The sequence below is a fragment of the Xanthomonas graminis pv. graminis genome (genome assembly GCF_030168915.1).
Lineage (GTDB): Bacteria > Pseudomonadota > Gammaproteobacteria > Xanthomonadales > Xanthomonadaceae > Xanthomonas_A > Xanthomonas_A translucens.
Map to the genome: position 1 here is coordinate 3,771,907 of NZ_CP076255.1, position 24,384 is coordinate 3,796,290.

The following is a 24,384-nucleotide window of genomic DNA, read 5'->3' on the forward strand; positions in this document are numbered from 1 at the left end:
TGTCGCGGCTGAAGCCGCTCCTACAGTGCGCCCAGACGGCGTGGCGTACACCCTTGTGGGAGCGACTCCAGGTGACCTCCACCATCAGTCGCGACGAGTTTTACCGACAGCGCGTCGCGACTGAAGTCGCTCCCACAAGGGAGCGCGTCACTCCGACGCGATCTGCGCATGCAGGATGCGGCGGATCTCCAGGATCGCCTGCGGCGTCTCCTGCACGCTGTGGCCGGAGGTGATCACCAGTTCCGATTCGGCGCCCTGTAGATGCGCGCTGCGGTACGGCACCACCCCGTCGTCGGCATCGGCCAGCGGCAGCGCCGGATTGCGCCGGGCGATGATCGAGTTGTAGCGCACCGCCGGCGAGATCGGCAGCTCGGCGGCCACGCGCACGAACGGATCGGTATCGCGCAGGTTGTCGATGCCGTTGGGCAGGCGTTGCGGCACGCCGTGGTCGCCAGCGATGTCGCGCATCACCTCGGTGAAGCGCGCGAGCAAGGCCGCCGGCAGGCGGATCAGCCCGCCGACCAGGCGACCAATGCGACCTTCGGCGAACGTGGTGCCGCGGTGCGGCGCGGCGATGAAGATGGCGCGGTCCACCTGCGGCAGCGGCGCGAAGCGCAACAACGGCTGCAGGCGCTCGCGTATCCGCGCACCGCGTTCGCCGCTCAGGTCGCGGCCGGCGAGCAGGTCGTTCCACATGCGCTCGCCGGAGGTGCTGACCAGCAGCCGCGCGATCACCCCGCCCATGCTGTGGCCGATCAGCACCATATGCCGCGACGCCGGCGCCTGCCCCTGCTGATCGAAGTCGTGCAGGGTCTGCTGCAGCAACGTCTCGATCTGCGCGCGGTTCCAGGCGATCGGCATGTTGGTCGGGTAATAGACCTGCCAGATCTGGTAATGGCGGCGCAGCTGCTCATCGCCCATGATCTCGTTGGCGACGTTGACCCAGGCTTCGGGGCTGCTGGCCAGGCCGTGCAGCATCAGCACGATGCGCCGGTTCGGATCGTAGGGCTGCATCAGGTACAGGTGCGGCTGCTCGATGCCGTGTTCGCGCCCGAGCATCGAGCGCAACGACTGCTTGGCGAAACCCGAACGCGCCAGCCACAGGCCGTAGGCGGCGGTGAAGTTGGCCGCCAGCGGCAACCGCTGGCCGTGCACGACGACCTCGTTGTCGCGATACGGATCGTAGGGCGCGATCACCACGCTGCGCGTGTCCAGCACCTGCGCCAGGCTGTCGCCGTCGAAGCGCAGCAGCACCGTGGTCGGCGCGTACGACAGTTCGCTGTAGCCGGCGGTATCGGCGACCGCTTGCCCCGGCTTCGCGCCAGCCATGATCGCGGTCGGATCGCCGACCTGCGCCGGCGACACTTCCGCCACCAGCTCGGCGCCGAACCCATCGCGGCGATAGGTACTGCGCAGGCCGTCGAAGCGCAGCGAGGTGGCAGGCACCATCGCATTCGGCCGCGCCACCCCGCCCGGCAGGCGGAAACTGTCCAGCTGCGCGCGCACCTGCCAGCCGGCGGCGGCCAGCGTGTCGTCGTCGCGCAGTTAGCCGCTGGCGCTGCGCGCGCGCCAACGCTCGAACAGGGCGCCGACCACATGCTGCACCGCGTAGTTGTAGTAGTCGCGTACCTGCGTCTGCCGGTCCTCGAAGGCGCGCGCGCTGGCCGGGCGTTCGGTATGGAACAGGTAGGCATAGGCGTAGCGCGCCGTCTCCAGCCATGCCTGCAAGGCCGCATCGTCGAGCGCGACGGTCCCCTTCGGCGTGCGCAGCGTCGCCGCGCGCAGCCACAGTTCCGACAGCGCCGCCAGGCGCCGTTCCTCGTCCAGCCCCTGCACCATGCGCAGTTGCGCGGCGCAGGCAGGGATGTCCGCCTCGCAGGCCTTGCGCTGGATCGCGACCACGCGCAGCGTCTCCTGGCTGGCGTCGCTGAGTTGGCCGGTGCTGAGCACGTCGCCGCGCTTGGTCGCGATATAGTCGCCGGCCGCGCGCGACTGCACGGTGACCATGGCGCAACCGGACGCGGCGAGCAGGCCCACGGCCAGCAGCGCGCGCGCCGCCAACTGCCGCCTTGCCTGCGCGGCACGCATCAGCGCGGCGCTCCGGGCAATTCTTCGCCAGGGATGCCTGCGCGGATACGCTGCGAAAAATCGCTGCCGGTGCCGGCCTGGCGCGCGCGTTCGCCGATGCGTCCGCGCGCCTGCAGCGTGGCCAGCGCGTAGCCCGGCACGAAGCCGTGCTGCGCATACACATACGACGGCAGATAGCCGGACAGCAGCAGGCGGTAATCCAGGGGCAGTTGCGGTTCGAACTTGCGCACCAGTTCGAACACGATGGTGGTGCAGTTGCTGGTGGCGGTGTTGTAGAACTTCGGCGTGCGCTGCAACTGCTGCGCCTGCGCCACGTAGCCCATGAACAGCTGGCGCAGCTGCGCGCGCGGAATGTTCAGGCGGTACAGATAGACGTCCTCGCCGCGCACGTTGCTGCGCACTGCAAGGATGTCGCGCTCGTCGGCGGCGATCATCACCTGCTCGAAATTGCGGAAGAACCCGGCCAGCGCGGAGAACGATTCGCCGCGCTCCTTGCGGATCTCCAGCGAGAACACCACCCGGCGGCCGTCGTCGAAGCCGAACGAGACCAGGGTGTGGGCGATCGCCGGCCCCATCCAGTAGGACAGCACCAGGTCCGCCGAGACCAGCCGGTCCAGGTCGTACTGGCGGGTTTCCCAACGCGGCGTGTAGTCGCTGTCGCTGCGCCAGGCGAAGTTGCGCACGTTGTGCAGGGTGACGAAGTGGCCATCGTGGACCTGCGGCTGCAACGGCTGCGCCACGTCGTCGGCCCAGTCGCGGTTCTGCTCGGGCAGCAACTGCGACCAGCCGAACACCAGGCCGGCGCAGGCCACGGCGAAGATCCACGGCAGCACGCGGTAGTCGCGATGGTGGCGCAGGCCCCACAGCGCGGTGCCGCCCATCGCCAGCCACAGCAGTGCCGAGGCGTAGCGCACCAGGCTGCCGGTGTGCGGCAGGTAGGCCAGGAACAGCCCACCGCAGACGCTGGCCAGCACGATCGCCAACGCCGCCGCCGCGCGCGCCATGCGTGCCGGCCAGCGCCGCTGCGGGGCGCTGCGCGCGGCGATCGCGGCGGCAGCGCGTCCCTGCCCTCGCCCGCGGCGCAGGCTCATAGCGCCGCCGCCGCCGCGGGCATGGCCAGCGCATGGCACAGCAGCCGGCAAGCGCGCAGCGCCAGCGCCTTGCGTTCGGCTTCGTCGCTGCCGCGCTGACAGGCGCCGAGCATGTCCATCAACAGAGCGAGGTCGTCGCCGTCCAGGCCCGGGCGGCACAGGCCGGCGTCGGTGGCGCGCTGCAGGAACGGCAGCAGGATCGCCATCAGCCGCGCATGCGCCACTTCGATCTGCGGATGGTCGCGCGGCATCGAGCGCCAATAGTCGGCCAGCGGTGCGGACATCGCGATGTGCTCGGCGACATCGCGCAGCAGCAGGAACAGGCCGTCGGGGCGCTCGCCGATATCGCGTGCGCAGCAGTCCAGCCCGTCCAGGGCGCGCTGCAGCAGCGCGATCATCAGCTGCGCACGGTCGGCGAAATTGCGGTACAGCGTGGCCCGGCCCACGCCGGAGCGTTCGACCACCAGTTCCAGCGGCGCCAGCACGCCGTGCTCGCAGAACACCTCGTCGGCCGCGTCGAGCAGCAGGCGGCGGCGTTGGGCGGCATCGGCGCGGAGGTCCATGCCGGGGATTATCGGACAATTTTGTCCGTTTGCAAGCGCGGCGTCGCTGCAAGCGCCTTGCTGCCGTCACGCAGCGCGCCCGGCGGCGCCGCTGCGGTGACGGCGCGGCGACCGGTCAGCCGGTGTTCTGCACGCCCTGCGAGACGCCGTTGACGCAGGCCACCAGCGCCCGCAGCAGGTCTTCGTCCTCGCCGTCGGTGGCGCGCCAGCGCTGCAGCAGATCCACCTGCAACACGCTGATCGGGTCGATGTAGGGATTGCGCAGGCGGATCGACAACGCCAGGCGCGGGTCGTGCTGCAGTAGCGATGCCTGCCCGGTCAGCGTCTTCACCCAGCCCTTGGTCAGCGCGAGTTCGTCGCGGATGCGCGGGAAAAAGCGCGCGTGCAACGGCCCGGCCAGGCGCGAGAACATCTCGGCGATGTTGAGGTCGCCCTTGGACAGCACCATCGCGATGTCGTCGAGGAAGGTACGGAAGAACGGCCAGTCGGCCGCCATCTCGCGCAGCGTGTCCTCGTGGCCGGCCTCCACCGCCGCGCGCAGGCCGCTGCCGACGCCGTACCAGCCCGGAATCACCGCACGCGCCTGGCTCCAGGCGAACACCCACGGAATCGCGCGCAGGTTGTCCAGCGCCGCGTCCTGGCCCAGCCGCCGCGACGGCCGCGAGCCCAGGGTCATCCGCTCGATCACGTCGATCGGCGTGGCCAGTCGGAAATAGCGCATGAACTCGGCATCGCCGACGAAGCTGCGGTAGGCGACGGTGCTGTGCTCGGCGACGATGTCCATCACCGGCCGCCACGCGTGCTCGCGCGCGTCCGGCGCGCGCGGGCGCAGGCTCGACAGCAGCACCGCGCCGGTCATCTGCTCCAGCGAGCGCAGCGCCAGCGCGCGGATGCCGTACTTGCGATGGATCACCTCGCCCTGCTCGGTCACCCGCAGGCGGCCATCGACGCTGCCGCGCGGCGCCGCTTCCAGCGCGCGCGTGGTCTTGCCGCCGCCGCGCACGATCGAACCGCCGCGGCCATGGAAGAAGGTCAGGCGGATGCCGAGGTCGGCGGCCGCGTCGAGCAGTTCCACCTGCGCGCGCTGCAGGCCCCAGCGCGAGGCGGCGATGCCGCCGTCCTTGCCGCTGTCCGAATAGCCGAGCATCACCATCTGCACGTCGTTGCGCGCGGCCAGATGGCGGCGGTAGACCGGGTCGGCGAGCAGGTCGCGCAGGGTGTCGGTGCCGCCGCGCAGATCGTCCACGGTCTCGAACAGCGGCACGATGTCCAGCGGCACCGCGCCTTGCGCATCGACCAGGCCGCCGCGCCGCGCCAGGGCAAGCACGGTCAGCACGTCGGCGCGGTTGTGCGCCATGCTGATGATGTAGCTGCCCAGCGCATCGGCACCGTGGCGCGCGCGCGCATCGGCGAGCGCGGCGAACACCGCGTCCAGGCGCGCGTTGCCGGCATCGTCGGGCGCTGCCGGCAAGGTCTGGTCGCCGCCGGCATAGACGCCGAGTACGGCCGCGCGCTCCTTGGGCGAACGCGCCTCCCAGCCGTCGTCGCCCAGCGCCGCGGCGACCGCGCGCGCATGCACGCTGGACTCCTGGCGCACGTCCAGCCGCGCCAGGTGGAAGCCGAAGCTGCGCACCCGCCACAGCAGCCGGCGCACCGCGAACCAGCCGGCGTGCAGGCCCTTGTTGGCCTGCAGGCTGTCCAGGATCAGTTGCAGGTCCTGCTCCAGTTCGGCCGGTGCGGCATAGGCGCCCGGCGCGTCGTCCAGCGTCGCCTGCAGGCGCGCGCGCATCAGGTCGTTGAGCAGGCGGTACGGCATGTCGCCATGCCGCGGCCGCGAGCGCGCCGCGGCCTCTGGCAGCAGTTGCCGATAGCGTTCCAGCTGCGCCAGCAGCGCATCGCTGACCGCCACCAGCGTGGTCGATTGGCTGAGCAGGCTGGCCAGCTGCCACAGTTCCTTCAGATAACGGTCCAGCACCGCGCGACGTTGCGCGTCGAGCGTGGCGGTGATGGTGCCGGCATCCACGTTCGGATTGCCGTCCATGTCGCCGCCGACCCAGGTGCCGAAGCGCAGCAGCCGCGGCAGCGGCAGCGGCTCGCCATAGGTCTCCTCGATCGCATGCTCCAGGGTCTCGTACATCACCGGGACCACCCGGTACAGCACCTGGGTCAGGTAGAAGCCGACATGCTCGCGCTCGTCTTCCACCGTCGGCCGCACCGGCGAGGAATCGGCGGTCTGCCAGGAGGCGGTCAGCGCCATGCGGAAACGTGCCGCATCGGTGGCGCGCTCGCCGGGGGTGCGCATGCCGTCGAGGTTGTCGACCAGGCTGGCCACCATCAATTGTTCTTTCTCCAGTAACGCGCGGCGCACCGCCTCGGTCGGGTGCGCGGTGAACACCGGCTCCACGTCGATACGCGGCAGCCATTCGCCCAGTTCCTGCGCGCTCACCCCCTGCGCCTTTAGCCGGCGCAGCGCATCGTGCAGGCCGTCCGGCTGCGGCGTGTCGGCGCTGTTGCGCTGGTAGTCGCGGCGGCGGCGGATGCGGTGCACGCGCTCGGCGATGTTGACCACCTGGAAGTAGGTGCTGAACGCACGCACCAGCGCCTCGGCGTCGCGCGGCGTACGCCCGTAGAGCTGCTCGCTCAGCGAGGACGGCGGCGCATCGCTCTCGCGGCGCGCGATTGCGGTGGTGCGGATGGTTTCGATCTCGTCCAGGAACTCCGCAGACACCTGCTCGGCGAGCAGGTCGCCGACCAGCGCCCCCAATCGGCGTACGTCGTCGCGCAAGGGGATGTCGGGCGTGGCAAACACGATGCTGCTGCGGTACTCGTTCATCGGAAACGCATGGCTCGGCTGTGGGGGCGTCGCAAGACTAACCCAAAAGTATTAGTCCCTCGCCCGGCGTGGTAACGGTTTCAAAGCGAACCATCGCCGGCCATGCGCGGCGCCCGGGACCTGTGGGAGCGGCTGCAGTCGCCCATCCAGATGCCGGTGCGTGCTCGGCAGCGCGGGCTGATGCGCCGCCCGGCCGCAGGGCCAGCCCTCCGCTACCGGGCCGTCGATGAATGTCCGGCGTGCGCCGCGTCCCAGGCCGCAATGCGCCCATTCAAGCGCCGCACGCCGCAGCCGCTATAATTGGCTGACCCTCCGCCGAGGGGCGCTGCGACCGTGTCGAGGGGGGTTCCCCGCCTCCAGACCCGGCCAGGCTCGGCGGCAGGCTTGAGCGACAACGGCGCCCGGACCTTCGCGAGTTTTCTCGCCATTGACCGGAGCACTACCGATGAACGCTGTACGCAAGAGCTTTTCCACCGAGGGCGACTACAAGGTCGCCGACATCTCCCTGGCCGATTGGGGCCGCAAGGAGCTGGACATCGCCGAGCACGAGATGCCGGGCCTGATGTCGATCCGCCGCCAGTACGCCGCCGCCAAGCCGCTGGCCGGCGTGCGCGTGACCGGCTCGCTGCACATGACCATCCAGACCGCGGTGCTGATCGAGACGCTGAAGGACATCGGCGCCGACGTGCGCTGGGCCTCGTGCAACATCTTCTCCACCCAGGACCACGCCGCCGCGGCGATCGCCGTCACCGGCACCCCCGTGTTCGCCTGGAAGGGCGAGAGCCTGGAGGAATACTGGGATTGCACCCTCGACGCGCTGACCTTCACCCTGGCCGACGGCACCCAGACCGGCCCGGAGCTGGTGGTGGACGACGGCGGCGACGTCACCCTGCTGATCCACAAGGGCTACGAGCTGGAGAACGGCTCCAGGTGGGTGGACGAGCCCGCCTCCTCGCACGAAGAGCAGGTGATCAAGGACCTGCTCAAGCGTGTGGCGGTCGAGCGTCCCGGCTACTGGACCCGCGTGGTCAAGGACTGGAAGGGCGTGTCCGAGGAAACCACCACCGGCGTGCACCGCCTGTACCAGCTGGCCGAGGCCGGCACCCTGCTGGTGCCGTCGATCAACGTCAACGACTCGGTGACCAAGAGCAAGTTCGACAACCTGTACGGTTGCCGCGAGTCGCTGGCCGACGGCCTCAAGCGCGCGATGGACGTGATGCTGGCCGGCAAGGTCGCCGTGGTCTGCGGCTACGGCGACGTCGGCAAAGGCTCGGCGCACAGCCTGCGCGCCTACGGCGCCCGCGTCATCGTCACCGAGATCGACCCGATCTGCGCGCTGCAGGCGGCGATGGAAGGCTTCGAGGTCAACACCGTCGAGGACAGCCTGGGCCAGGCCGACATCTACGTCACCACCACCGGCAACAAGGACATCATCCGCATCGAGCACCTGACGCAGATGAAGGACCAGGCCATCGTCTGCAACATCGGCCACTTCGACAACGAGATCCAGGTCGAGGCGCTGTACAAGTACCCCGGCGTGCAGAAGATCAACATCAAGCCGCAGGTGGACAAGTTCGTGTTCCCGAACGGCAACGCGATCTTCCTGCTGGCCGAAGGCCGCCTGGTCAACCTGGGCTGCGCCACCGGCCACCCCAGCTTCGTGATGTCCAACAGCTTCGCCAACCAGACCCTGGCGCAGATCGACCTGTGGCAGAACAAGGACAGCTACGAAAAGCAGGTCTACCGCCTGCCGAAGAAGCTGGACGAGGAAGTGGCGCGCCTGCACCTGGAAAAGATCGGCGTGAAGCTGACCACGCTCAGCGACGACCAGGCCGCCTACCTCGGCGTGTCGGTCGATGGCCCGTACAAGCCGGAGCATTACCGCTACTGAGCGGTCGCTGTACCGCCATCAGTCGCAGATCGGGCGCCGCAAGGCGCCCGATCTGTGTCCGGGCAGAGTCCCCGTGCGCCTGCGGCGCGCGCCGCCACCAAGACGGCGGCCGAGGCGCCGCGTCTACCCGGCACGACGGTAGACGGATATCTGCGCGCGCGCTCGCGCCGAAAGGCCGCCGTGCCCAGTCCGACCAGCGTTCCTGCAGTTCCAGTCCCGCCAGGCGCGCCATCAGGTCCAGTTCCGACGGCCATACGTAGCGATAGCGGTCGTTGAAGATGTGGGTGCCTGATTCGCCGATCAGCACGATGCGTTGCTGGACCAGCTGCCGCACCGGATCGGTACTGGAGCACAGCAACAGCACCGGCGCATCGCCCGCGTCCAGGGCCGGCGCCTCCAGCACCGGCGTCACCCTGGCGCCGGCCTGCAGCATCTCCGCCTGCGGCACCAAGGTCTGCAGAACCAACACGCCGGAGGCCGACAGGCGCTCGCGCACCGCGACCAGACAGCGCACCTGCGCGCTCTGCGCCAGCAGATAGCCGAACGAGAACACCGAGTAGATCAGGTCGAACGGTCCGGCGATGGGCACATCGACGAAATCGTCGCAGACCAGCGTCAGGCGCTCGGCGCCCGGCTTGTCGCGCAGCCTGTCCAGCATGAGCGGAGAGTTGTCGATCCCGCTCACCACTGCGCCGCTGGCCGCGAGCGGCAGGGCGATACGGCCGGTGCCGACACCCAACTCCAGCGCCGTGCCGCCGCCCACCAGCTCGGCCAACAGCTGTGCGCACTGCGGCGCGTTGGCGGCGGCTCGCTGTTCCTGCAGCAGGTCGTAATATTGCGAAACTCGGTCGTACGCGTGCGCCGACGATGCGTGCATGGCCCTACCCGGACAGGAAACGGAAAACCCGCCTAGACGACCATGCCGACCGCCGCATGCGCGGCGCCGGCAGGTTCGCCCGTGGCGAGCCAATGCGCGCAATCGGCACCGAGTTCGGCGGCGGCGCGTTGCAGATAGGCCGCGTTGGCGGCAGGCGCAAGGGTTTCGCGCCAGCGTCCGTTGCAGCCACGGTTGAAGAACGCCCGCCCGCCATCGCGCCAGAAGCCGGCCCCCTGCGGAACGTAGCGCGCGGCATGCGCGCGCATGTAATCGAGGCTGCAATGCCGCAGGACGCGTTCGCAACGCGCCGGGTCCAGCGGAACGTCGAGGAAGGCGGCGATGCGGCGCACCTGCGCCGGCAGGTCCTCCAGCAACGCCGCGTAATGCACCAGCAGCACGTTGTCGCAGTCGCGCAACGCCCACCAGGAGCGCACACCTTCCCAGAACGGCCACAGCGGAGCGCCGTCCTCGCGCAGCCAGGTGTCGAAATACTCGGCGACCGGGCATGAGGGCGGCGGCATCACCTTCAGCTTGCCAGCGCTGTGCGGCTCCGCGTCCAGGCGCGCCTGCGCGTCGGCGCTCACCGCACGCTGGTGGTCGTAAAGGCTCCAGACGATGTCGCGGCCATCGCGGCCGACGTAGAGATAGCGCGCCTGCTCGGACAGCACCAACGCATCGGCAGGAAGATGGGTTTTCACGAACCGGCGATGGCGCTGCTCGGCCAGCAACCGCAGCTTGGTCGCCTTGTCCGGATACACCGAATCGAACCATGGCGACACGCTGGACAGCTTGACCTGCGCATCGGCGGCGAAGATCAGCTGCGCGACGATCTGCTGGACCCAGGTGGTTCCGGCCTTCGCGTAGCTGGCGATGACGATGTCGTCGGCACGGAAAGCGAAATCGTTCCACACAGTGGAATCGAAGAAGCGGTTGGGATATTCCCGTTGTTTGGAAGGCATGCCCACGTCGGTGTCCTGTCGGCCCTGCTCGGATCGGCGGCGCCTGGCACGCACAACGCATCCGCTCTCGCCGGCGTGCATCCAAGCGCACGTCGGCAGGTCCGATGCAAAGCGCATGCGAATCGAAGAAAGCATCGCTGCAGCTGCACGACGTGCTCCGATCAGCCTGCCAAGATCAGCCTTCGAAAACCCCAGTCACTGCGTGTAGATATACGCGACCTTGCGTGGACCGAACACCGTCAACAGTTTCGAAAACGCGCGGGACAGCATAGCTTTGGCGATTTTCATCACACTCACCTATTCAGGAGTTTTTGGAATGGCGGAATATCCGCCTCTTTCAACCTAGCAATATTCTTATGACCAATCAACGTTACCGGCAATATTTTCTTTCTGCGTGTGCGATATCACGCACTCAATCGCACTGCGAGCGCAACTGGCCGCACACAACCCCCATTCATCCGAACAGGTCCTTGCGCAGGTAGTCGAGATAATCGCGCACATGCTGCTCGCGCGACGCGATGTCGTTGGGCAGGTGCAGGCCGCGCGCGAACCAACGCAACCGCGGCCGCGCATGCAGGTGCGGATACGCCTGTGCAGGCACCGGCACGCTCAGGAAGGCGCACAGCGGCGCCCAGCCCTGCGACGGCGAGAACACCAGCAACCGATCCGCCGGCACGGTGTCGATGACCGCCTGGTTCCACCGCTTGAAATAATCGACCATAAAGGCCCGGTCGTCGCTGCGGCCGGCGAACTGCTGCTTCAGAAACATACTGAATATTTCCCCTTCCGGGCCGAGAAAGGTGCTCTTCCTGCCAGGCGCAAGGATGGTCTGCGTCACTGATTCGAACCAACTGTCGGGATCGCGGACGGTCAGCACAACCTTCGCCTGCGGATACACCTCGATCAGTTGCCGCCAGTAATAGCAACCGGGATGATCGGTGCTGGACCGGTAGCCTGCGAAGATCGCCGGCCAGTCCGCAGCTCCACGCTCGGCCGCGTTCCACAGCGGCAGCGCCGTGCGCATGTTCGCCGCGACCTCCGTCGCGTGGTGGCAGGGCCCGAATCCCAGATGTTCCAACGCGAACTTCAGCGACAGCGTTCCCGTCCTGCCCAGACCGGCCCCGATCACCTGAAGAGACATCGCCGTTTCTCCGATCCGATGTTGCCAGGCCCGGAACCTAGCACGCCGCGGCGGCGTGCGTCCTTGCATTGGCGAGCAGGATGCGCAACCCGGCGGCCAGGTGGCGCACGCGATTCATGCCGCAGCCATGCGCACTCAGCCGGGCCGCCGCGCGACGCTCATCCGCGCCAGTTCGCGTTGCCTTCCCAGAACGCCACGCTGCGCCGATACGCCTCGCGGTCCATTGCCACGCCAGAGCCGCCCTCTTCCACGCCCAGCGCGTTGCGCAGCATGGTGATCGGCGCCATCGGGATCTCCTGCGGCTCGGCGGTGTAGAGGCAGCCGACCACACCCCACTCGGCCTCGATCGGTTCGCCTTCGCGCGCCAGTTGTTCGCGGCTGTAGAGGATCGGCAACAGGTACGCGGCCACCGGCGGCGCGACGCCTTCGAACCAGCGCACCAGCACCGGCAATTCCTCCCTGCTGCGCGCTTCGTAGCCGGAACGCAGCAGATGCCGGTTGGCTTCGGTGATCGGTGCGGTCAGGCAGCGGGTCGAGGTCCAGTTGCGGTGCACATGCAGCTTGCAGAACGGCGCATAGCCATCCAGCACACGTAGCGGGACGGTGTCGTTGAGATGGCGCTCGAACTGCTCGGGCGTGCAGTCCTGGATCGCGTTGCGGCGCGCGTCGCGCGGGAACAGGCGGGTGCGGGCGAAAGGAGTCAGGACGATGGACATGGCGAGCACGGGCACGAGGAGCGGGCAAGCGTAGCGCGCCCGGTGGGCGATGGACACCGTGCGCACTGGACACCCGAATAACGGCCGTCATGGCATCGCTCCGGCCAGCCCGCTGTTCCGCCCCGGCTTTTGCAGGAGCGGTTTCAACCCCGACGCCTACCGATAGAGCGCCGGGGTTGAAACCCCGTCCTACACGTACAGAAAACGGTCGGCGCGCCGCGATGCCCGCCATCGCGCAGACACCCAGCATGTCCCGCTTTTCACGCCCGGCACCTACTCCGGATGCGCCAAGGCGTAATCGATCGCCGCACGAATCGCCGCCGCCTGCGCGGCATTGCACTGCTCGGGCGTGGCGGTCGGACTGTCGGGGTAGACCTCGGTGGTCGTGGTGTAGCGCGCGTCGCTGATGCCCGCGCACAGCCCCAGCGTCTTCACCGGGTAGTTGATGACGCCATGCGCCACCACTGGCGAGCCGATGATCTTGCCCTGCGCATCGGCCGGCGCGATATGCGTGACCTGCGCCACCGCCGCGATCACCGCCTGCTGGAACGCCGGCTGCGGGTTGTCGTTGTCGCCCACCAGGTAGAAACCGTCGGGAACGCCATCGGGCTCGTAGCCGACGCCGTCGCGCGCGGCCAGCGCCGGGCGGAATTCGGACTCGTCGCTGTCGGTGGTCTCATGCAGATCGATGTGCATCAGCACCTGCCCGCGCAGCGGCGCGACCAGGCGCAGCAGCGCGGCCGATTCCTGCGCCGGGCTGTCCTCGCGGAACGACCGGTTGGGATCGAGGGCGTCGGCGTTCCAGCGATGGATGCGCTCGTAGGCCCACGGGCTCACGCATGGCGCCACCAGCAGGTTGGCACGGCCGGCGTAGTCGCCCGCGTGGCGTTCGGCGAACTGCAGCGCGCCATGCACGCCGCTGGTTTCGTAGCCATGCACGCCGCCGGTCACCAGCATGCACGGCAATGCCGCGTCCCAGTCGCGGCTGCGCAGCGCCAGCAGCGGATAGCGCGCCTGCGCATATGCCAGTTCCCCGTACTCGACCACGTCCCATTGCCCGCGCAGACGCGCGATGACCGCCACCACCTCGTCCTGGTAGCTGCGCCGACGCTGCTGTCGGGCCAGCCAGGCCGCCTTCTCAGCAGCGCCCCAGGGTACGCCTGGGGTACCGATCGGATAGAAGGCTGCGCTGCTCATGGGGTGCGGCTCCGCGTAGACAAATGAAGGCGGCGACTGTAGCAAAGCGCACCCGCCGCACGGCAGCAGCGCGCGCGGCGATCGGCGCCGAAGCGGATGCCGAACGCAACGGACGCCGACACCAATCACACATCCATCCGGATGAAGAGATATACTTCGGCGAACACCTGACGCGCCGCGCCCATGACCGCCATCAGTTTCGAGTTCTACCCGCCCAAGACCGACGAACAGCGTGCGCAGCTGGACCGCACCGCCGCGCGCCTGAAGGCCTACGCGCCGGAGTACGTGTCGTGCACCTTCGGTGCCGGCGGCTCGACGCTGAGCTACACCTCCGAGACGGTGCGTCATCTGAAGCAGCACCACGGCTTCGAGGCGGCGCCGCACCTGTCGTGCGTCGGCGGCAGCCGCGAAGAAATCCGCGAGCTGCTCAAGCTGTACCGCGCGATCGGCTGCCGGCGCCTGGTCGCGCTGCGCGGCGACCTGCCCTCGGGCATGGGCCATCCCGGCGACCTGCGCTACGCCGCCGACCTGATCGCCTTCATCCGCGCCGAGCACGGCGATGCCTTCCACCTGGAGGTCGGCGCGTATCCGGAGACGCATCCGCAGGCCAGCGACGCGCTGAGCGACCTGCGCCACTTCAAGGCCAAGGTCGATGCCGGTGCCGATGGCGCGATCACCCAGTACTTCTACAACGCCGACGCGTATTTCCATTTCGTCGATGCGGTACGCAAGCTCGGCGTGCAGATCCCGATCGTGCCGGGGATCATGCCGATCTCCAACTTCAGCCAACTGCGGCGTTTCTCCGAGCAATGCGGCGCGGAGATCCCGCGTTGGATCGGCAAGCGCATGCAGGCCCTCGGCGACGATGGCGACGCGATCCGCGAATTCGGCGCCGACCTGGTCGCCGCGCTGTGCCAACGCCTGCTTGCCGGCGGCGCGCCGGCGCTGCACTTCTACACGCTCAACTTGGCCAAGCCCACCACCAGCGTGCTGTCGCGCCTGGAGTGAGCGCGGCCTGCGGCTTCGGCAGGCATCCCGATGGCGGACAGCGTCGGGACTGCAGTCCCTCCCACAAACGCCCTCGCAGCGCCTCGCAGAATCACTTGTAGGAGCGGCTTCAGCCGCGACAAACGGTGTCGCAAGCTTGGCTGGCTTCGGAACCAACCGGTCGGGGCTGAAGCCCCTCCTACAGCAGCCTTAGGGCCTCATCCGGCAAAACCACCTGTAGGAGCGACTTCAGTCGCGACGAGCGAAGCCGTCGAACACACCGTCCGCGCGAAGCATCAGAACCGGCCCACATCCCGCAACAACCGCGCTCGCCTGCGTCGTCCACGCTACCGCCTGCACCTCTCTTCGACCTTTCCACACGCCAGCCCTGCAGCTAGGCTGGCGCGATGCGCGCACCCTCGTCGATCATGCTGCTGCTCTGCCTCTGCGCCACGCCCGCCGCCGCGCAGAAGGTCAATCGCTGCACCGGCGCCGACGGCGCCACGGTGTTCAGCGACCGCCGTTGCGAAGACCTGGGCGCGATCGACCGATTGCCGCCGCGCACCGCGCCTAGGACCGCCAGTGAAGGCGCCAGCGGCCTGTACCGGCCGCAATGCGTGCGCCGGCTCAGCGAACTGGCGCAGCAGATCCGCACCGCGGTGGACGCGCGCGACGTCAATCGCCTGTCCACGCTGTACTGGTGGAACGGCATCTCGAACGACGCGGCGCGGCCTATCCTCGACCGCCTCGATGCGATCACCCGGCGGCCGCTGGTCGCGATCGTGCCGGTGCTGGCGCAAGCGTCGGCACCGATGGATCCGGCCCCTGTGATGCCGACGACATCCGCGACCTCGGCCGCTACCGCGCGGGATGCGCCCGACGCCATGTCTGCGACAGCGCAGGCCGCCACCGGCACAGCGCCAGGCGCCAGCGCCACGCCGCCGCGCGCGCGCGCCACCGGCTTGCGCCTGGAGCAGACCCTCGCCGGTAGCGCCACGCCGACAGCGACCGTGCTGCGCCTGCGCCGGCAGTACAACTGCTTCTGGATCAGTTTCTAGTGCGCTTGCGACTTGCAGCCCCGACAGCGGCGCAGTGTTGCAGCAGCGACTACGGGTGGCCTGGGGCCATCCATCGCGAGCGCATTGCCGGCAATGCGTGTCGCGACTGAAGTCGCTCCCACACGTGGCGGCAATCGCCAGCGCTCAGGCCGCATCCACGTCCAGCGGCCACAAGCCGCGGATCGCGGCGATGCCCTGGCCGCCATGCCGGCGCGCTTCGGCGATCTGCGCCGGCAGCAGGCCGCCGATCGGGTACAGCGGCAGCGCCACTTCCTCGCGCAGGCGCTCGAACGCGTCCCAGCCCAGCGGCGCGGCGCCGGGGTGACTGGCGGTGGCCGCCAGCGGGCCGACCACCGCGAAGTCGCAGCCGAGCCGCTGCGCCGCCTGCAGTTCCTCCAGGCGATGGCAGGACGCGGCGACGCAGTGCCCCGGCGGCAGCGGCCGCGCGTCGAACTGCGCCAGCTGCTCCGACCCCAGATGCACGCCGATGCCCAGGTCCTGCGCCAGCGCCAGATCGCGATTGACCAGCACCTGCGCGCCGCGCGCCGCACACAGCGCCGCCGCGGCCCGCGCCAGCGGCTGCCATTGCGCCGCCGGCAGGCTGCGCGCGCGCAGGTGCACGCGCTGCACGCCGCCTTGCAGCGCGCGCTCCAGCGACGCCAGCCAGCGCTCGGGATCGACCGGCTCCGGCGTCACCAGATAGCGATCGGGCTGGCGCAGCATCGCCACCACCGGCTGGTCGGCCGGCGGCATCGCATAGCGGTCCAGCTTGTCCGGCGCCACCCAGGTCAGGGCCTGGCCTTCGCGACCGCGCGCAGTGCCTTTCCACGACAGCACCTGGCGCATCTCCAGGCGCAGCCGCTTGTCCGGATAGCGCTGCGGCACCTCGATCAGCTGCGCGCCGACCGTGGCCTCGATGCCCAGCTCCTCCTGCAGCTCGCGCACCAGGGCCTGCACGGAGGTCTCGCCCGGCTCGCGCTTGCCGCCGGGGAACTCCCACAGGCCGGCGAGATCGCGCCCCTCGGTCCGCCGGGCCAGCAGGATACGGCCGCGGGCATCGGTGATGACCCCGGCGACGACATGGATGGATCTGAGCGGTTCGGACATGGCGCAAGCTTGCCGTCTTCGGCGGTGCCAGCGCAATGCACGCGATTCACATCGCCGCCGATCCGCGCATCACGGCAGCGCTGCGCGCATTCGGCCAACGCACGGCGAGGCGGCGGCGGGTGGCGACGCGCCGCTTACGGCGAAACCGGGCGCATGCCGCCATGCAGGGGAACACCACAGCAACGGCAGCACCGACGCAGCATGGACGCCGGCTCCTCGCTCACCCCGGCAAGGCGTGGCCGATCCGCCACAACACCCCGCCCGGATCGTGCAGGCTGAAGTCGCGCATGCCCCAGGGCCGATCCTCCGGCACGCCGACGCGCGCGCCGTAGCGGCCGGCCAGATCGGCGGCATCGAGCCGCCGCCACCAGGCATCGGCATCCTCCACCCAAAGATGCAGCATCAGGTTGTGCGCCAACCCCTGGTCGTAGAAATCCTGCAGCAGGAACGCACAGCGCTCGCCGTGGCGAAAACAGACGAGTCCCTCGCCAAGCGGCTGCGCCACGAATCCCACCTCGCGATAGAACTCCACGGACAGCGCAAAATCGCGCGCCGGCACGAACACCTTCAATTCGAGACTGGCGGAAGGCTCCACGGCATGCATCCAACGGCAATGGCGACACCCGGCACCCTACCCGCAGAACGCGCAACACGCCACACCGGCAAGCAGGCCACAAGCCTCTCCCAAAACAAAACGCCCCGCGCAAGGCGGGGCTGTAGATACGAGGATTTGACCAATCACCGCACCCTGTCTGGAGCGCTCCCCCCTTTAGTAAAGGGGGCGCGCCGACAGGCGCGGGGTTGTAGAGGCTGATGAGCCGGGGCACGCGTTTTGCGAAGCAAAGCGTGGGGCTGGTGCGCGAATGCGCAACAGCGCTCGCAACAGCTAGCTCAACTGCCCATGACAATGCTTGTACTTCTTGCCACTGCCGCACGGGCACGGATCGTTGCGGCCGACCTTGGGCGCCTCGCGGGTGACCTGCGCCACCTGCTGCGGGTTGGCGCCCAGCGCCAGTTGCTCGGCTTCCTCATCGGCGCTGTAGCCGCCGGCGTCCTGGTGCTGGAACTGCGCCTGGCGCAGCTGCGCCTCCATCTGCTGCCGTTCCTGCGCTTCCAGCGCCGCCACTTCTTCCTCGCTGCGGATGCGCACGCGCGCCAGCAAGGTCACCACCTCGCGCTTGGCGTGCTCGAGCATCTCCGAAAACAACTCGAAGGCTTCCTTCTTGTATTCCTGCTTGGGCTGCTTCTGCGCATAGCCGCGCAGGTGGATGCCCTGGCGCAGGTAGTCCATGCGCGCCAGGTGCTCCTTCCAGCTCTGGTCGAGCACGGTCAGCATCACGTGCTTCTCCAGCGCGCGCATGGTCTCGCCGCCGACCGCCGCTTCCTTCTCCTGGAAATGACGATCGACTTCCTCGCGTACCTTCTCGGCGATGCCGGCCGCGTCCAGTTCCTCGTGGCGCTTGACCAGGTCGGTCAGCGACAGCGGCAGGCCCAGGTCGCTGGACAGGGTCGCTTCCAGCCCGGCCAGGTCCCACTGCTCGTCGATCGAGTTCGGCGGCACGAAGCGCGCCACGATGTCGTAGATCACGTCGTCGCGGATGCCGTCGACGTTGTCCTTGACCGACTCGGCATCGAGCAGCTCGTCGCGCTGCGCGTAGATCACCTTGCGCTGGTCGTTGTTGACGTCGTCGAAGTCGAGCAGGTTCTTGCGGATGTCGAAGTTGTGCGCCTCGACCTTGCGCTGCGCCTTCTCGATCTGGCGGCTGACCAGCTTGTCCTCGATGACGTCGTCTTCCTTCATGCCCATCATCCGCATCGCCTTCTGCACCCAGTCGGAGGCGAAGATGCGCATCAGGTTGTCTTCCAGCGACAGGTAGAAGCGCGAGGAACCCGGATCGCCCTGGCGGCCGGAGCGGCCGCGCAACTGGTTGTCGATACGCCGCGACTCGTGGCGCTCGGTGCCGATGATGTGCAGGCCGCCGGCGGCCTTGACTGCGTCGTGGCGCTCCTGCCAGGCGGCCTTCAGGCGTGCGCGCTCGGCCTCGCTCAGGTCTTCCTCGCCCAGCGCGTGCAGTTCCGCTTCCAGCGAGCCGCCGAGCACGATGTCGGTACCGCGGCCGGCCATGTTGGTGGCGATGGTCACCGCGCCGGGCTGGCCGGCGTTGGCGACGATCTGCGCCTCGCGTTCGTGCTGCTTGGCGTTGAGCACCTCGTGCTTGACCCCGGCCTTGCGCAGGTGCTCGGACAGCATCTCCGAGGTCTCGATCGAGGTGGTGCCGACCAGCACCGGCTGGCCGCGCTTGGCGCAGTCCTCGATGTCGGCGAGCACCGCGTTGAACTTGCCCTGGCGGTTGAGGAACACCTGGTCCGGCCAGTCCTTGCGGATGGTCGGGCGGTTGGTCGGGATCACCACCACTTCCAGGTTGTAGATGCTCTGGAATTCGTAGGCTTCGGTATCGGCCGTACCGGTCATGCCGGACAGCTTCTTGTACATGCGGAACAGGTTCTGGAAGGTGATGCTGGCCAGGGTCTGGTTCTCGCGCTGTACCGGCACGCCTTCCTTCGCCTCCACCGCCTGGTGCAGGCCGTCGGACCAGCGCCGGCCCGGCAGGGTGCGGCCGGTGAATTCGTCGACGATGACCACTTCGCCGTCGCGCACGATGTAGTCCACGTCGCGCTGGTAGATCGCATGCGCGCGCAGCGCGGCGTTGAGGTGATGCACCACGCTGAGGTTCTGCGCGCCGTACAGGCGGTCCTCGTCGTTGGTCAGGATCCCGGCCGCGCGCAGCAGCTCTTCGGCGTGCTCCATGCCGGCCTCGGACAGGTGCACCTGCTTGCCCTTCTCGTCGACCCAGAAATCGCCCTCGCCTTCCTCGGATTCCTGCTTGGTCAGCTGCGGCACGATGCGGTTGACGCGGATGTACAGCTCCGGCGAATCGTCGGCCGGACCGGAGATGATCAGCGGGGTGCGCGCCTCGTCGATCAGGATCGAGTCCACCTCGTCGACGATGGCATAGTTCAGGCCGCGCTGGTAACGGTCGGCCTTGGACAGCGCCATGTTGTCGCGCAGGTAGTCGAAGCCGAATTCGTTGTTGGTGCCGTAGGTGATGTCGGCGGCATAGGCGGCGTGCTTGTCGCTGTGCGGCATGCCCGGATAGACCACGCCCACGCTCAGCCCCAGCCAGTTGTACAGCTTGCCCATCTGCGCGGCGTCGCGGCGCGCCAGGTAGTCGTTGACGGTGACCACGTGCACGCCCTTGTCTTCCAGCGCGTTGAGGTACACCGGCAATGTCGCCACCAGGGTCTTGCCTTCGCCGGTGCGCATTTCCGCGATCTTGCCCAGGTGCAGGACCATGCCGCCGATCAGCTGCACGTCGTAGTGGCGCATGCCGAGCACGCGGCGGCTGGCCTCGCGGCACACCGCGAACGCTTCCGGCAACACCTTGTCCAGGCTCTCGCCGCTGGCGACGCGCCCACGCAGTTCCGGAGTCTTGGCCTGCAGCTGCGCGTCGGAGAGCTGCTCCATCTCCGGTTCCAGCGCATTGACCTTGGCGACGATACGGTGGAGCTGACGCAGCTGGCGTTCGTTGCGACTACCGAAAACGCGAGTAAGCAGACTGTTGATCATTGAAGGAACCGGTTGGAAAGGAACGCCCGTACGGCCCAATCCCCAGGGAATCGGCGGGCCGCAAACGAAACAGGGCGCGAGGCGCCCTGTCGTGGCAAAGCGTATTGTAGCTTGGGGCGGGCTCCGGCGATTCAAGCGCCGGCACGCCGCCCCAGGCCCGACTCAGCCGCGGCCGCGGCGGCCCACCGGGGTGGCGCCGTCGCCGAGGAACTTGGCCGGATTCATCACCACGCCGTCCTTCCAAACCTCGAAATGCACGTGCGCGCCGGTGGAACGGCCGGTGGAGCCGGCCTTGGCCACTTCCTGGCCGACCCGCACCAGATCGCCGACCTTCACCGACAAGCGCGAATTGTGCGCGTAGCGGGTGACATACCCGTTGCCGTGATCGACCTCGACCACGTTGCCGTAGCCGCCGCGCACGCCCGAATAGCTGACCACGCCGTCGGCCACGGCCAGCACCGGGTCGCCGACGTTGGCGTGGAAGTCGATGCCCTTGTGGTTGCCGGCGCCACGGCCGAACGGATCGGCGCGGCCGCCGAACCCGGAGGTGATGTAGCTGTTGCGGATCGGCATCCGTGACGGCACCGCGTTCTGGTCGAGCTGGTGGTCGAACAGCAGCGATTCGAGCACCGACAGCTGCTGGCCGGAGGTGGCGAACTGCTGCTGCAGCCCGTCCAGTTCCTTGCCCAGTTGCGGCGCCGGCATGTCCTGGCTGACCTCGTCGTCGCCGCCACCGACGCCGACCGGCTGGTCGAAGTCGAATTCGCCGTCCTGCAGCTTGCCCATGCGGGTCAGGCGTTCGCCCAGCGCGTTCAGCCGGGTGGCCTGCGCCTGCAGTTCGCCCAGCCGCGCAGCCAGCGCGTTGACCTGGGTCTGCGCGTCGCGGCGCACCTGCGCCAGCTCCGCATCCTGCTTGTGCAGCCTGGCCCGCAACTGCGCCGAGCCGACGAAACCGGTCGCGGCGCTGACACCGATGCCGAGTACCATGCCCACCGCCAGCACCGTGCCAAGCACGGTCAGGGGACGCCGGTCTGCGAACTCGCGCAGCCGCCACGGCAGGTCCTTTATCCCCTTTTCACGCGAATTGATTACGATCTTCTTAAACGCCATATGAGTTTTCATGTCTAAGCGAAAGTCCGGCGAGGGCCATACCACCGCGCCGATGCCGGCGTTGGACGCCGCATTGGCGGACAAGGTGGGCGACCCGTTGCGGCGTGCCTTGTGGCTCGACGCGCTGGACCGACAGTTGCGCCCCCATCTGCCGCCGAACCTGGCCTCCCGTTGTCGGTTGGCCAATGTGAACGGCGAACAGCTCGTTTTTCTGGTTGACTCTCCGGTCTGGCACGCCCGGGTCAGGCTTGCCGAGGCCGATATCCTCGCTGCGGCCCGGTCCCTCGGGCTGAAGGCCACCAGGGTGACCGTCAAGATTGCGACTGCATCCGCGCATTCCCCAATGCAACAGGCAAGAAGCAAGCCAGCACCGGTTTCCGCGGCGACGCACAAGGGCTTGCGCGACGCGCTGGCGTCCTTGCAGGACGTCGCTTCCACGACACCTGAAGCAACGACGGCCTCCGGACGCCGCGGTCTGCGCACGTAGACACGCACGTCACGACCCGACGCATCCTAGCGGGCGCCGGCGTCGAGGTCGTTATCGATTCGTTAAATGGAAGTTAAGAAGGGCCAAAGACGCAACGCATCGCCCATTCCGTGATCCAGGAACGCCCCCGGCCGCGGAGCGCGAAACTTTAGGCGTAGGCCACCGCCCCGTAGGCCACCGGCGCCGGCACGGCCTTGGAATCGAAGCTCACCCACTCCCACGCGGCCTGCTCGGCGAGCAACGCGCGCACCAGCTTGTTGTTCAGCGCATGGCCGGATTTGTAGCCTTCGTAGGCACCGAGGATGGCGCCGCCGGCCAGGTACAGGTCGCCGATCGCATCGAGGATCTTGTGCCGCACGAATTCGTCGGCGTAGCGCAGGTCGTCGTCGTTGAGCACGCGGAACTCGTCGAGCACGATGGCGTTGTCCATCGACCCGCCCAGGCCCAGGTTGCGCTCGCGCATGTATTCCAGGTCGCGCATGAAGCCGAAGGTGCGCGCGCGGGAGATTTCCTTGATGTAGGCCATGGTCGAGAACTCGATTTCCTGGCGCGACTGCTTGGCCGGGATCATCGGATGGTCGAACTGGATGGTGAAGCCCAGCTTGTAGCCGTCGTACGGCGCGAAGCGGGCGATCTTGTCGCCGTCGCGCACTTCCACCGGCCGCTTGATGCGGATGAAGCGCTTGGGCTTGCCCTGCTCGACGATGCCCGCGGACTGCAGCAGGAACACGAACGGGCCGGAGGAACCGTCCATGATCGGCAGCTCGGCCGAGGACAGCTCGACGATGGCGTTGTCCACGCCCAGGCCGGCCATCGCCGACATCAGGTGTTCCACCGTCTGGATCTTGGCCTCGCCACGGCTCAGCCCGGTGCACAGCGTGGTCTCGGTGACCAGCTCGGCATCGGCCGGCACTTCCACTGCCGGTTCCAGATCGACGCGCCGAAACACGATGCCGTGATCGGCCGGCGCAGGACGCAGGGTCATGTACACCTTGTCGCCGCTATGCAGGCCTACGCCAGTGGCGCGGATCGTGTTCTTGAGGGTGCGTTGCTGGGTCATGGGAGACAGTCTGGGAACGTCCGCTCAGACGGGAACTGAACGGAATTGAGAATATCACGCGTTTAGCCAAATTTTAACAAGACGGTCACAGCATCCTATTTGCGCAACGCTGGCGAAGGCCGGCGTCGCGGTCGCAAAAACCTGCCGGGTCGAAACGACCCGGCAGCAAAGGACACGGCGCGCCGCTCGGGCGGACACTCCCGATCGGCGGTGTTGCGGCCGGCACAAGGCTGGCCTGGCGAAACGTCAGTCGGCCTGGCGGCGCAAGAACGCCGGGATGTCCAGGTAGTCGTTCGGCAGATCGGCCGCCGCCGGTGCCGGCGAGGAAGCGCCCACCGCATCGCCGCTCGGACGCCGCAGGCCCAGGCCCATCGCGCCGCCGACCGCCTTGGACACGGCGTCGCCGGCATGCTCGAAGTCGCCGAATTCCGGCTGGCCGGTGGTGGCGTTGCGCACCAGCTTGATCGGCGCGCGCTGCTCCGGACGCTGGGTCTGGCGCGACACGGCACGGTTCAGGCCGGTGGCGACCACGGTCACGCGGACCTCGTCCTGCATGTCCGGGTCGAGCACGGTGCCGACAACGACGGTCGCGTCTTCCGAGGCGAAGCCTTCGATGGTGCGGCCGATCTCGTCGAACTCGGCCATGGTGAAGTCCGGACCGGCGGTGATGTTGACCAGGATGCCATTGGCGCCGGCCAGGTTGACGTCGTCCAGCAGCGGGTTCTGGATCGCCGCTTCGGCCGCCGCCTGCGCGCGGTCGTCGCCGCGGGCCGAGCCGGTGCCCATCATCGCCAGGCCCATTTCCGACATCACGGTGCGCACGTCGGCGAAGTCGACGTTGATCAGGCCCGGACGCACGATCAGGTCGGCGATGCCCTGCACGGCGCCCTGCAGCACGTCGTTGGCGGCGCGGAACGCCTGGATCATGGTGGCGTTGCGGCCGAGCACGGTGATCAGCTTTTCGTTGGGGATGGTGATCAGCGAGTCGCAATGCTGGCTCAGTTCCTCGATGCCCTTCAGCGCGACCTGCATGCGCCGGCGGCCTTCGAACGGGAACGGCTTGGTGACCACGGCGACGGTCAGGATGCCCATCTCCTTGGCCAGCTGCGCGACCACGGGGGCGGCGCCGGTGCCGGTGCCGCCGCCCATGCCGGCGGTGATGAACACCATGTCCGCGCCCTGCAGCGCGTCCATGATGCGTTCGCGGTCTTCCAGCGCGGCCTGGCGGCCCACTTCCGGGTTCGCGCCGGCGCCCAGTCCCTTGGTGACGTTGGTGCCGAGCTGCAGCTGCAGCTTGGCGCCGCAGTTCTTGATCGCCTGCGAGTCGGTGTTGGCGGTGATGAACTCCACGCCGTCCACGCTGCTGCTGACCATGTGCGCGACCGCGTTACCGCCGCCGCCGCCCACGCCGACCACCTTGATTACTGCGTTGGGTGCCATCTTTTCAATCAGTTCGAAATGCGCCATGTCCGTTTTCCTCTTGTTATGGGGCCGGGACTCGGGACTCGGGACTCGGGACTCGAAAAGCAACGCTTCGATTCCCTGCCCGGCCTTGCGCACCGGCTATTTTCTTAGTGGATGTTGCCGACCT

At 68.3% G+C, this 24,384-nt stretch carries 17 protein-coding genes, 2 pseudogenes and 1 riboswitch; of the genes and pseudogenes, 4 read left to right on the forward strand and 15 right to left on the reverse strand.

Features of this window, described 5'->3' with window-relative positions; translation table 11 throughout:
• Nucleotides 1-147: 147 nt before the first annotated feature.
• The 4 genes and pseudogenes from KHF85_RS16390 to ppc all read right to left on the reverse strand — a co-directional run bounded on the left by KHF85_RS16390 (nucleotide 148) and on the right by ppc (nucleotide 6,575).
• A pseudogene (locus KHF85_RS16390) lies at nucleotides 148-2,088 on the reverse strand (esterase/lipase family protein).
• Nucleotides 2,088-3,092 (reverse strand): Lnb N-terminal periplasmic domain-containing protein, encoded by a 1,005-nt coding sequence (locus KHF85_RS16395; RefSeq protein ID WP_284569582.1) that lies wholly within the window; start codon nucleotides 3,090-3,092, stop codon nucleotides 2,088-2,090. The pseudogene KHF85_RS16390 and the gene KHF85_RS16395 overlap by 1 nt, the downstream one beginning before the upstream one ends.
• A gap of 83 nt (nucleotides 3,093-3,175) precedes the next feature.
• Nucleotides 3,176-3,742 (reverse strand): TetR/AcrR family transcriptional regulator, encoded by a 567-nt coding sequence (locus KHF85_RS16400; RefSeq protein WP_284567471.1) that lies wholly within the window; start codon nucleotides 3,740-3,742, stop codon nucleotides 3,176-3,178.
• A 115-nt stretch (nucleotides 3,743-3,857) separates the two neighbouring features.
• Nucleotides 3,858-6,575 (reverse strand): phosphoenolpyruvate carboxylase, encoded by a 2,718-nt coding sequence (gene ppc / locus KHF85_RS16405; RefSeq protein ID WP_284567472.1) that lies wholly within the window; start codon nucleotides 6,573-6,575, stop codon nucleotides 3,858-3,860.
• A 311-nt stretch (nucleotides 6,576-6,886) separates the two neighbouring features.
• Nucleotides 6,887-6,985, forward strand: a riboswitch (S-adenosyl-L-homocysteine riboswitch).
• Nucleotides 6,986-7,020: 35 nt separating this feature from the next.
• Between ppc and ahcY the strand changes: the two genes are divergently transcribed.
• Entirely contained in the window at nucleotides 7,021-8,466 is a 1,446-nt protein-coding gene (ahcY, locus tag KHF85_RS16410) for an adenosylhomocysteinase (RefSeq protein WP_228321864.1), read from the forward strand.
• Nucleotides 8,467-8,589: 123 nt separating this feature from the next.
• Here ahcY and KHF85_RS16415 read toward each other — a convergent pair.
• The 5 genes and pseudogenes from KHF85_RS16415 to KHF85_RS16435 form a co-directional block, all read right to left on the reverse strand.
• Nucleotides 8,590-9,343: pseudogene (locus tag KHF85_RS16415) on the reverse strand (class I SAM-dependent DNA methyltransferase).
• A 32-nt stretch (nucleotides 9,344-9,375) separates the two neighbouring features.
• Complete coding sequence (locus KHF85_RS16420; protein WP_284567473.1) at nucleotides 9,376-10,308, reverse strand: sulfotransferase domain-containing protein; 933 nt, start codon at nucleotides 10,306-10,308, stop codon at nucleotides 9,376-9,378.
• A 448-nt stretch (nucleotides 10,309-10,756) separates the two neighbouring features.
• Nucleotides 10,757-11,443 (reverse strand): sulfotransferase family protein, encoded by a 687-nt coding sequence (locus KHF85_RS16425; protein WP_284567474.1) that lies wholly within the window; start codon nucleotides 11,441-11,443, stop codon nucleotides 10,757-10,759.
• 158 nt (nucleotides 11,444-11,601) lie between these two features.
• Nucleotides 11,602-12,159, reverse strand: coding sequence for a DUF3228 family protein (locus KHF85_RS16430; RefSeq protein ID WP_284567475.1), 558 nt, complete (start codon nucleotides 12,157-12,159; stop codon nucleotides 11,602-11,604).
• A gap of 273 nt (nucleotides 12,160-12,432) precedes the next feature.
• A complete protein-coding gene (locus tag KHF85_RS16435; RefSeq protein ID WP_284567476.1) occupies nucleotides 12,433-13,356 on the reverse strand; it encodes a M14 family metallopeptidase in 924 nt (307 codons plus the stop codon).
• Between the two features lie 183 nt (nucleotides 13,357-13,539).
• Here KHF85_RS16435 and metF point away from each other — a divergent pair, with 183 nt between their 5' ends.
• Both metF and KHF85_RS16445 read left to right on the forward strand, forming a co-directional pair.
• Nucleotides 13,540-14,364, forward strand: a complete 825-nt coding sequence (gene metF, locus KHF85_RS16440) for a methylenetetrahydrofolate reductase [NAD(P)H] (protein WP_284567477.1) — start codon at nucleotides 13,540-13,542, stop codon at nucleotides 14,362-14,364.
• Nucleotides 14,365-14,750: 386 nt separating this feature from the next.
• Nucleotides 14,751-15,401 carry a DUF4124 domain-containing protein gene (locus KHF85_RS16445; RefSeq protein WP_284567478.1) on the forward strand — a complete coding sequence of 217 codons (651 nt, stop codon included), beginning with the start codon at nucleotides 14,751-14,753 and terminating at the stop codon, nucleotides 15,399-15,401.
• 144 nt (nucleotides 15,402-15,545) lie between these two features.
• On the opposite strand, the gene KHF85_RS16450 is transcribed toward KHF85_RS16445, so the two are convergent.
• From KHF85_RS16450 to KHF85_RS16465, 4 genes are all read right to left on the reverse strand, one after another.
• Nucleotides 15,546-16,508 carry a Nudix family hydrolase gene (locus KHF85_RS16450; RefSeq protein WP_284567479.1) on the reverse strand — a complete coding sequence of 321 codons (963 nt, stop codon included), beginning with the start codon at nucleotides 16,506-16,508 and terminating at the stop codon, nucleotides 15,546-15,548.
• Nucleotides 16,509-16,728: 220 nt separating this feature from the next.
• Nucleotides 16,729-17,112 (reverse strand): VOC family protein, encoded by a 384-nt coding sequence (locus KHF85_RS16455; RefSeq protein WP_409976625.1) that lies wholly within the window; start codon nucleotides 17,110-17,112, stop codon nucleotides 16,729-16,731.
• 282 nt (nucleotides 17,113-17,394) lie between these two features.
• Complete coding sequence (secA, locus tag KHF85_RS16460) at nucleotides 17,395-20,136, reverse strand: preprotein translocase subunit SecA (protein ID WP_284567481.1); 2,742 nt, start codon at nucleotides 20,134-20,136, stop codon at nucleotides 17,395-17,397.
• Between the two features lie 162 nt (nucleotides 20,137-20,298).
• Nucleotides 20,299-21,246 (reverse strand): M23 family metallopeptidase, encoded by a 948-nt coding sequence (locus KHF85_RS16465; RefSeq protein ID WP_206711108.1) that lies wholly within the window; start codon nucleotides 21,244-21,246, stop codon nucleotides 20,299-20,301.
• Nucleotides 21,247-21,256: 10 nt separating this feature from the next.
• Between KHF85_RS16465 and KHF85_RS16470 the strand changes: the two genes are divergently transcribed.
• Nucleotides 21,257-21,733 carry a DUF721 domain-containing protein gene (locus KHF85_RS16470; protein ID WP_284567482.1) on the forward strand — a complete coding sequence of 159 codons (477 nt, stop codon included), beginning with the start codon at nucleotides 21,257-21,259 and terminating at the stop codon, nucleotides 21,731-21,733.
• Between the two features lie 148 nt (nucleotides 21,734-21,881).
• On the opposite strand, the gene lpxC is transcribed toward KHF85_RS16470, so the two are convergent.
• Together lpxC and ftsZ are read right to left on the reverse strand one after the other, a co-directional pair.
• Complete coding sequence (gene lpxC / locus KHF85_RS16475) at nucleotides 21,882-22,793, reverse strand: UDP-3-O-acyl-N-acetylglucosamine deacetylase (protein WP_284567483.1); 912 nt, start codon at nucleotides 22,791-22,793, stop codon at nucleotides 21,882-21,884.
• Between the two features lie 246 nt (nucleotides 22,794-23,039).
• The gene (gene ftsZ, locus KHF85_RS16480) at nucleotides 23,040-24,260 is read right to left on the reverse strand and encodes a cell division protein FtsZ (protein ID WP_009576849.1); all 1,221 of its coding nucleotides are present in this window, start codon (nucleotides 24,258-24,260) and stop codon (nucleotides 23,040-23,042) included.
• Between the last annotated feature and the right edge of the window lie 124 nt (nucleotides 24,261-24,384).

Coding starts and splice junctions, on each gene's coding strand:
- KHF85_RS16395 (WP_284569582.1), bottom strand. CDS start 3,092: ATGGCGCGCGCGGCGGCGGCGTTGGCGATCGTGCTGGCCAGCGTCTGC.
- KHF85_RS16400 (WP_284567471.1), bottom strand. CDS start 3,742: ATGGACCTCCGCGCCGATGCCGCCCAACGCCGCCGCCTGCTGCTCGAC.
- ppc (WP_284567472.1), bottom strand. CDS start 6,575: ATGAACGAGTACCGCAGCAGCATCGTGTTTGCCACGCCCGACATCCCC.
- ahcY (WP_228321864.1), top strand. CDS start 7,021: ATGAACGCTGTACGCAAGAGCTTTTCCACCGAGGGCGACTACAAGGTC.
- KHF85_RS16425 (WP_284567474.1), bottom strand. CDS start 11,443: ATGTCTCTTCAGGTGATCGGGGCCGGTCTGGGCAGGACGGGAACGCTG.
- KHF85_RS16430 (WP_284567475.1), bottom strand. CDS start 12,159: ATGTCCATCGTCCTGACTCCTTTCGCCCGCACCCGCCTGTTCCCGCGC.
- KHF85_RS16435 (WP_284567476.1), bottom strand. CDS start 13,356: ATGAGCAGCGCAGCCTTCTATCCGATCGGTACCCCAGGCGTACCCTGG.
- metF (WP_284567477.1), top strand. CDS start 13,540: ATGACCGCCATCAGTTTCGAGTTCTACCCGCCCAAGACCGACGAACAG.
- KHF85_RS16445 (WP_284567478.1), top strand. CDS start 14,751: ATGCGCGCACCCTCGTCGATCATGCTGCTGCTCTGCCTCTGCGCCACG.
- KHF85_RS16450 (WP_284567479.1), bottom strand. CDS start 16,508: ATGTCCGAACCGCTCAGATCCATCCATGTCGTCGCCGGGGTCATCACC.
- KHF85_RS16455 (WP_409976625.1), bottom strand. CDS start 17,112: ATGCATGCCGTGGAGCCTTCCGCCAGTCTCGAATTGAAGGTGTTCGTG.
- secA (WP_284567481.1), bottom strand. CDS start 20,136: ATGATCAACAGTCTGCTTACTCGCGTTTTCGGTAGTCGCAACGAACGC.
- KHF85_RS16465 (WP_206711108.1), bottom strand. CDS start 21,246: ATGGCGTTTAAGAAGATCGTAATCAATTCGCGTGAAAAGGGGATAAAG.
- KHF85_RS16470 (WP_284567482.1), top strand. CDS start 21,257: ATGTCTAAGCGAAAGTCCGGCGAGGGCCATACCACCGCGCCGATGCCG.
- lpxC (WP_284567483.1), bottom strand. CDS start 22,793: ATGACCCAGCAACGCACCCTCAAGAACACGATCCGCGCCACTGGCGTA.
- ftsZ (WP_009576849.1), bottom strand. CDS start 24,260: ATGGCGCATTTCGAACTGATTGAAAAGATGGCACCCAACGCAGTAATC.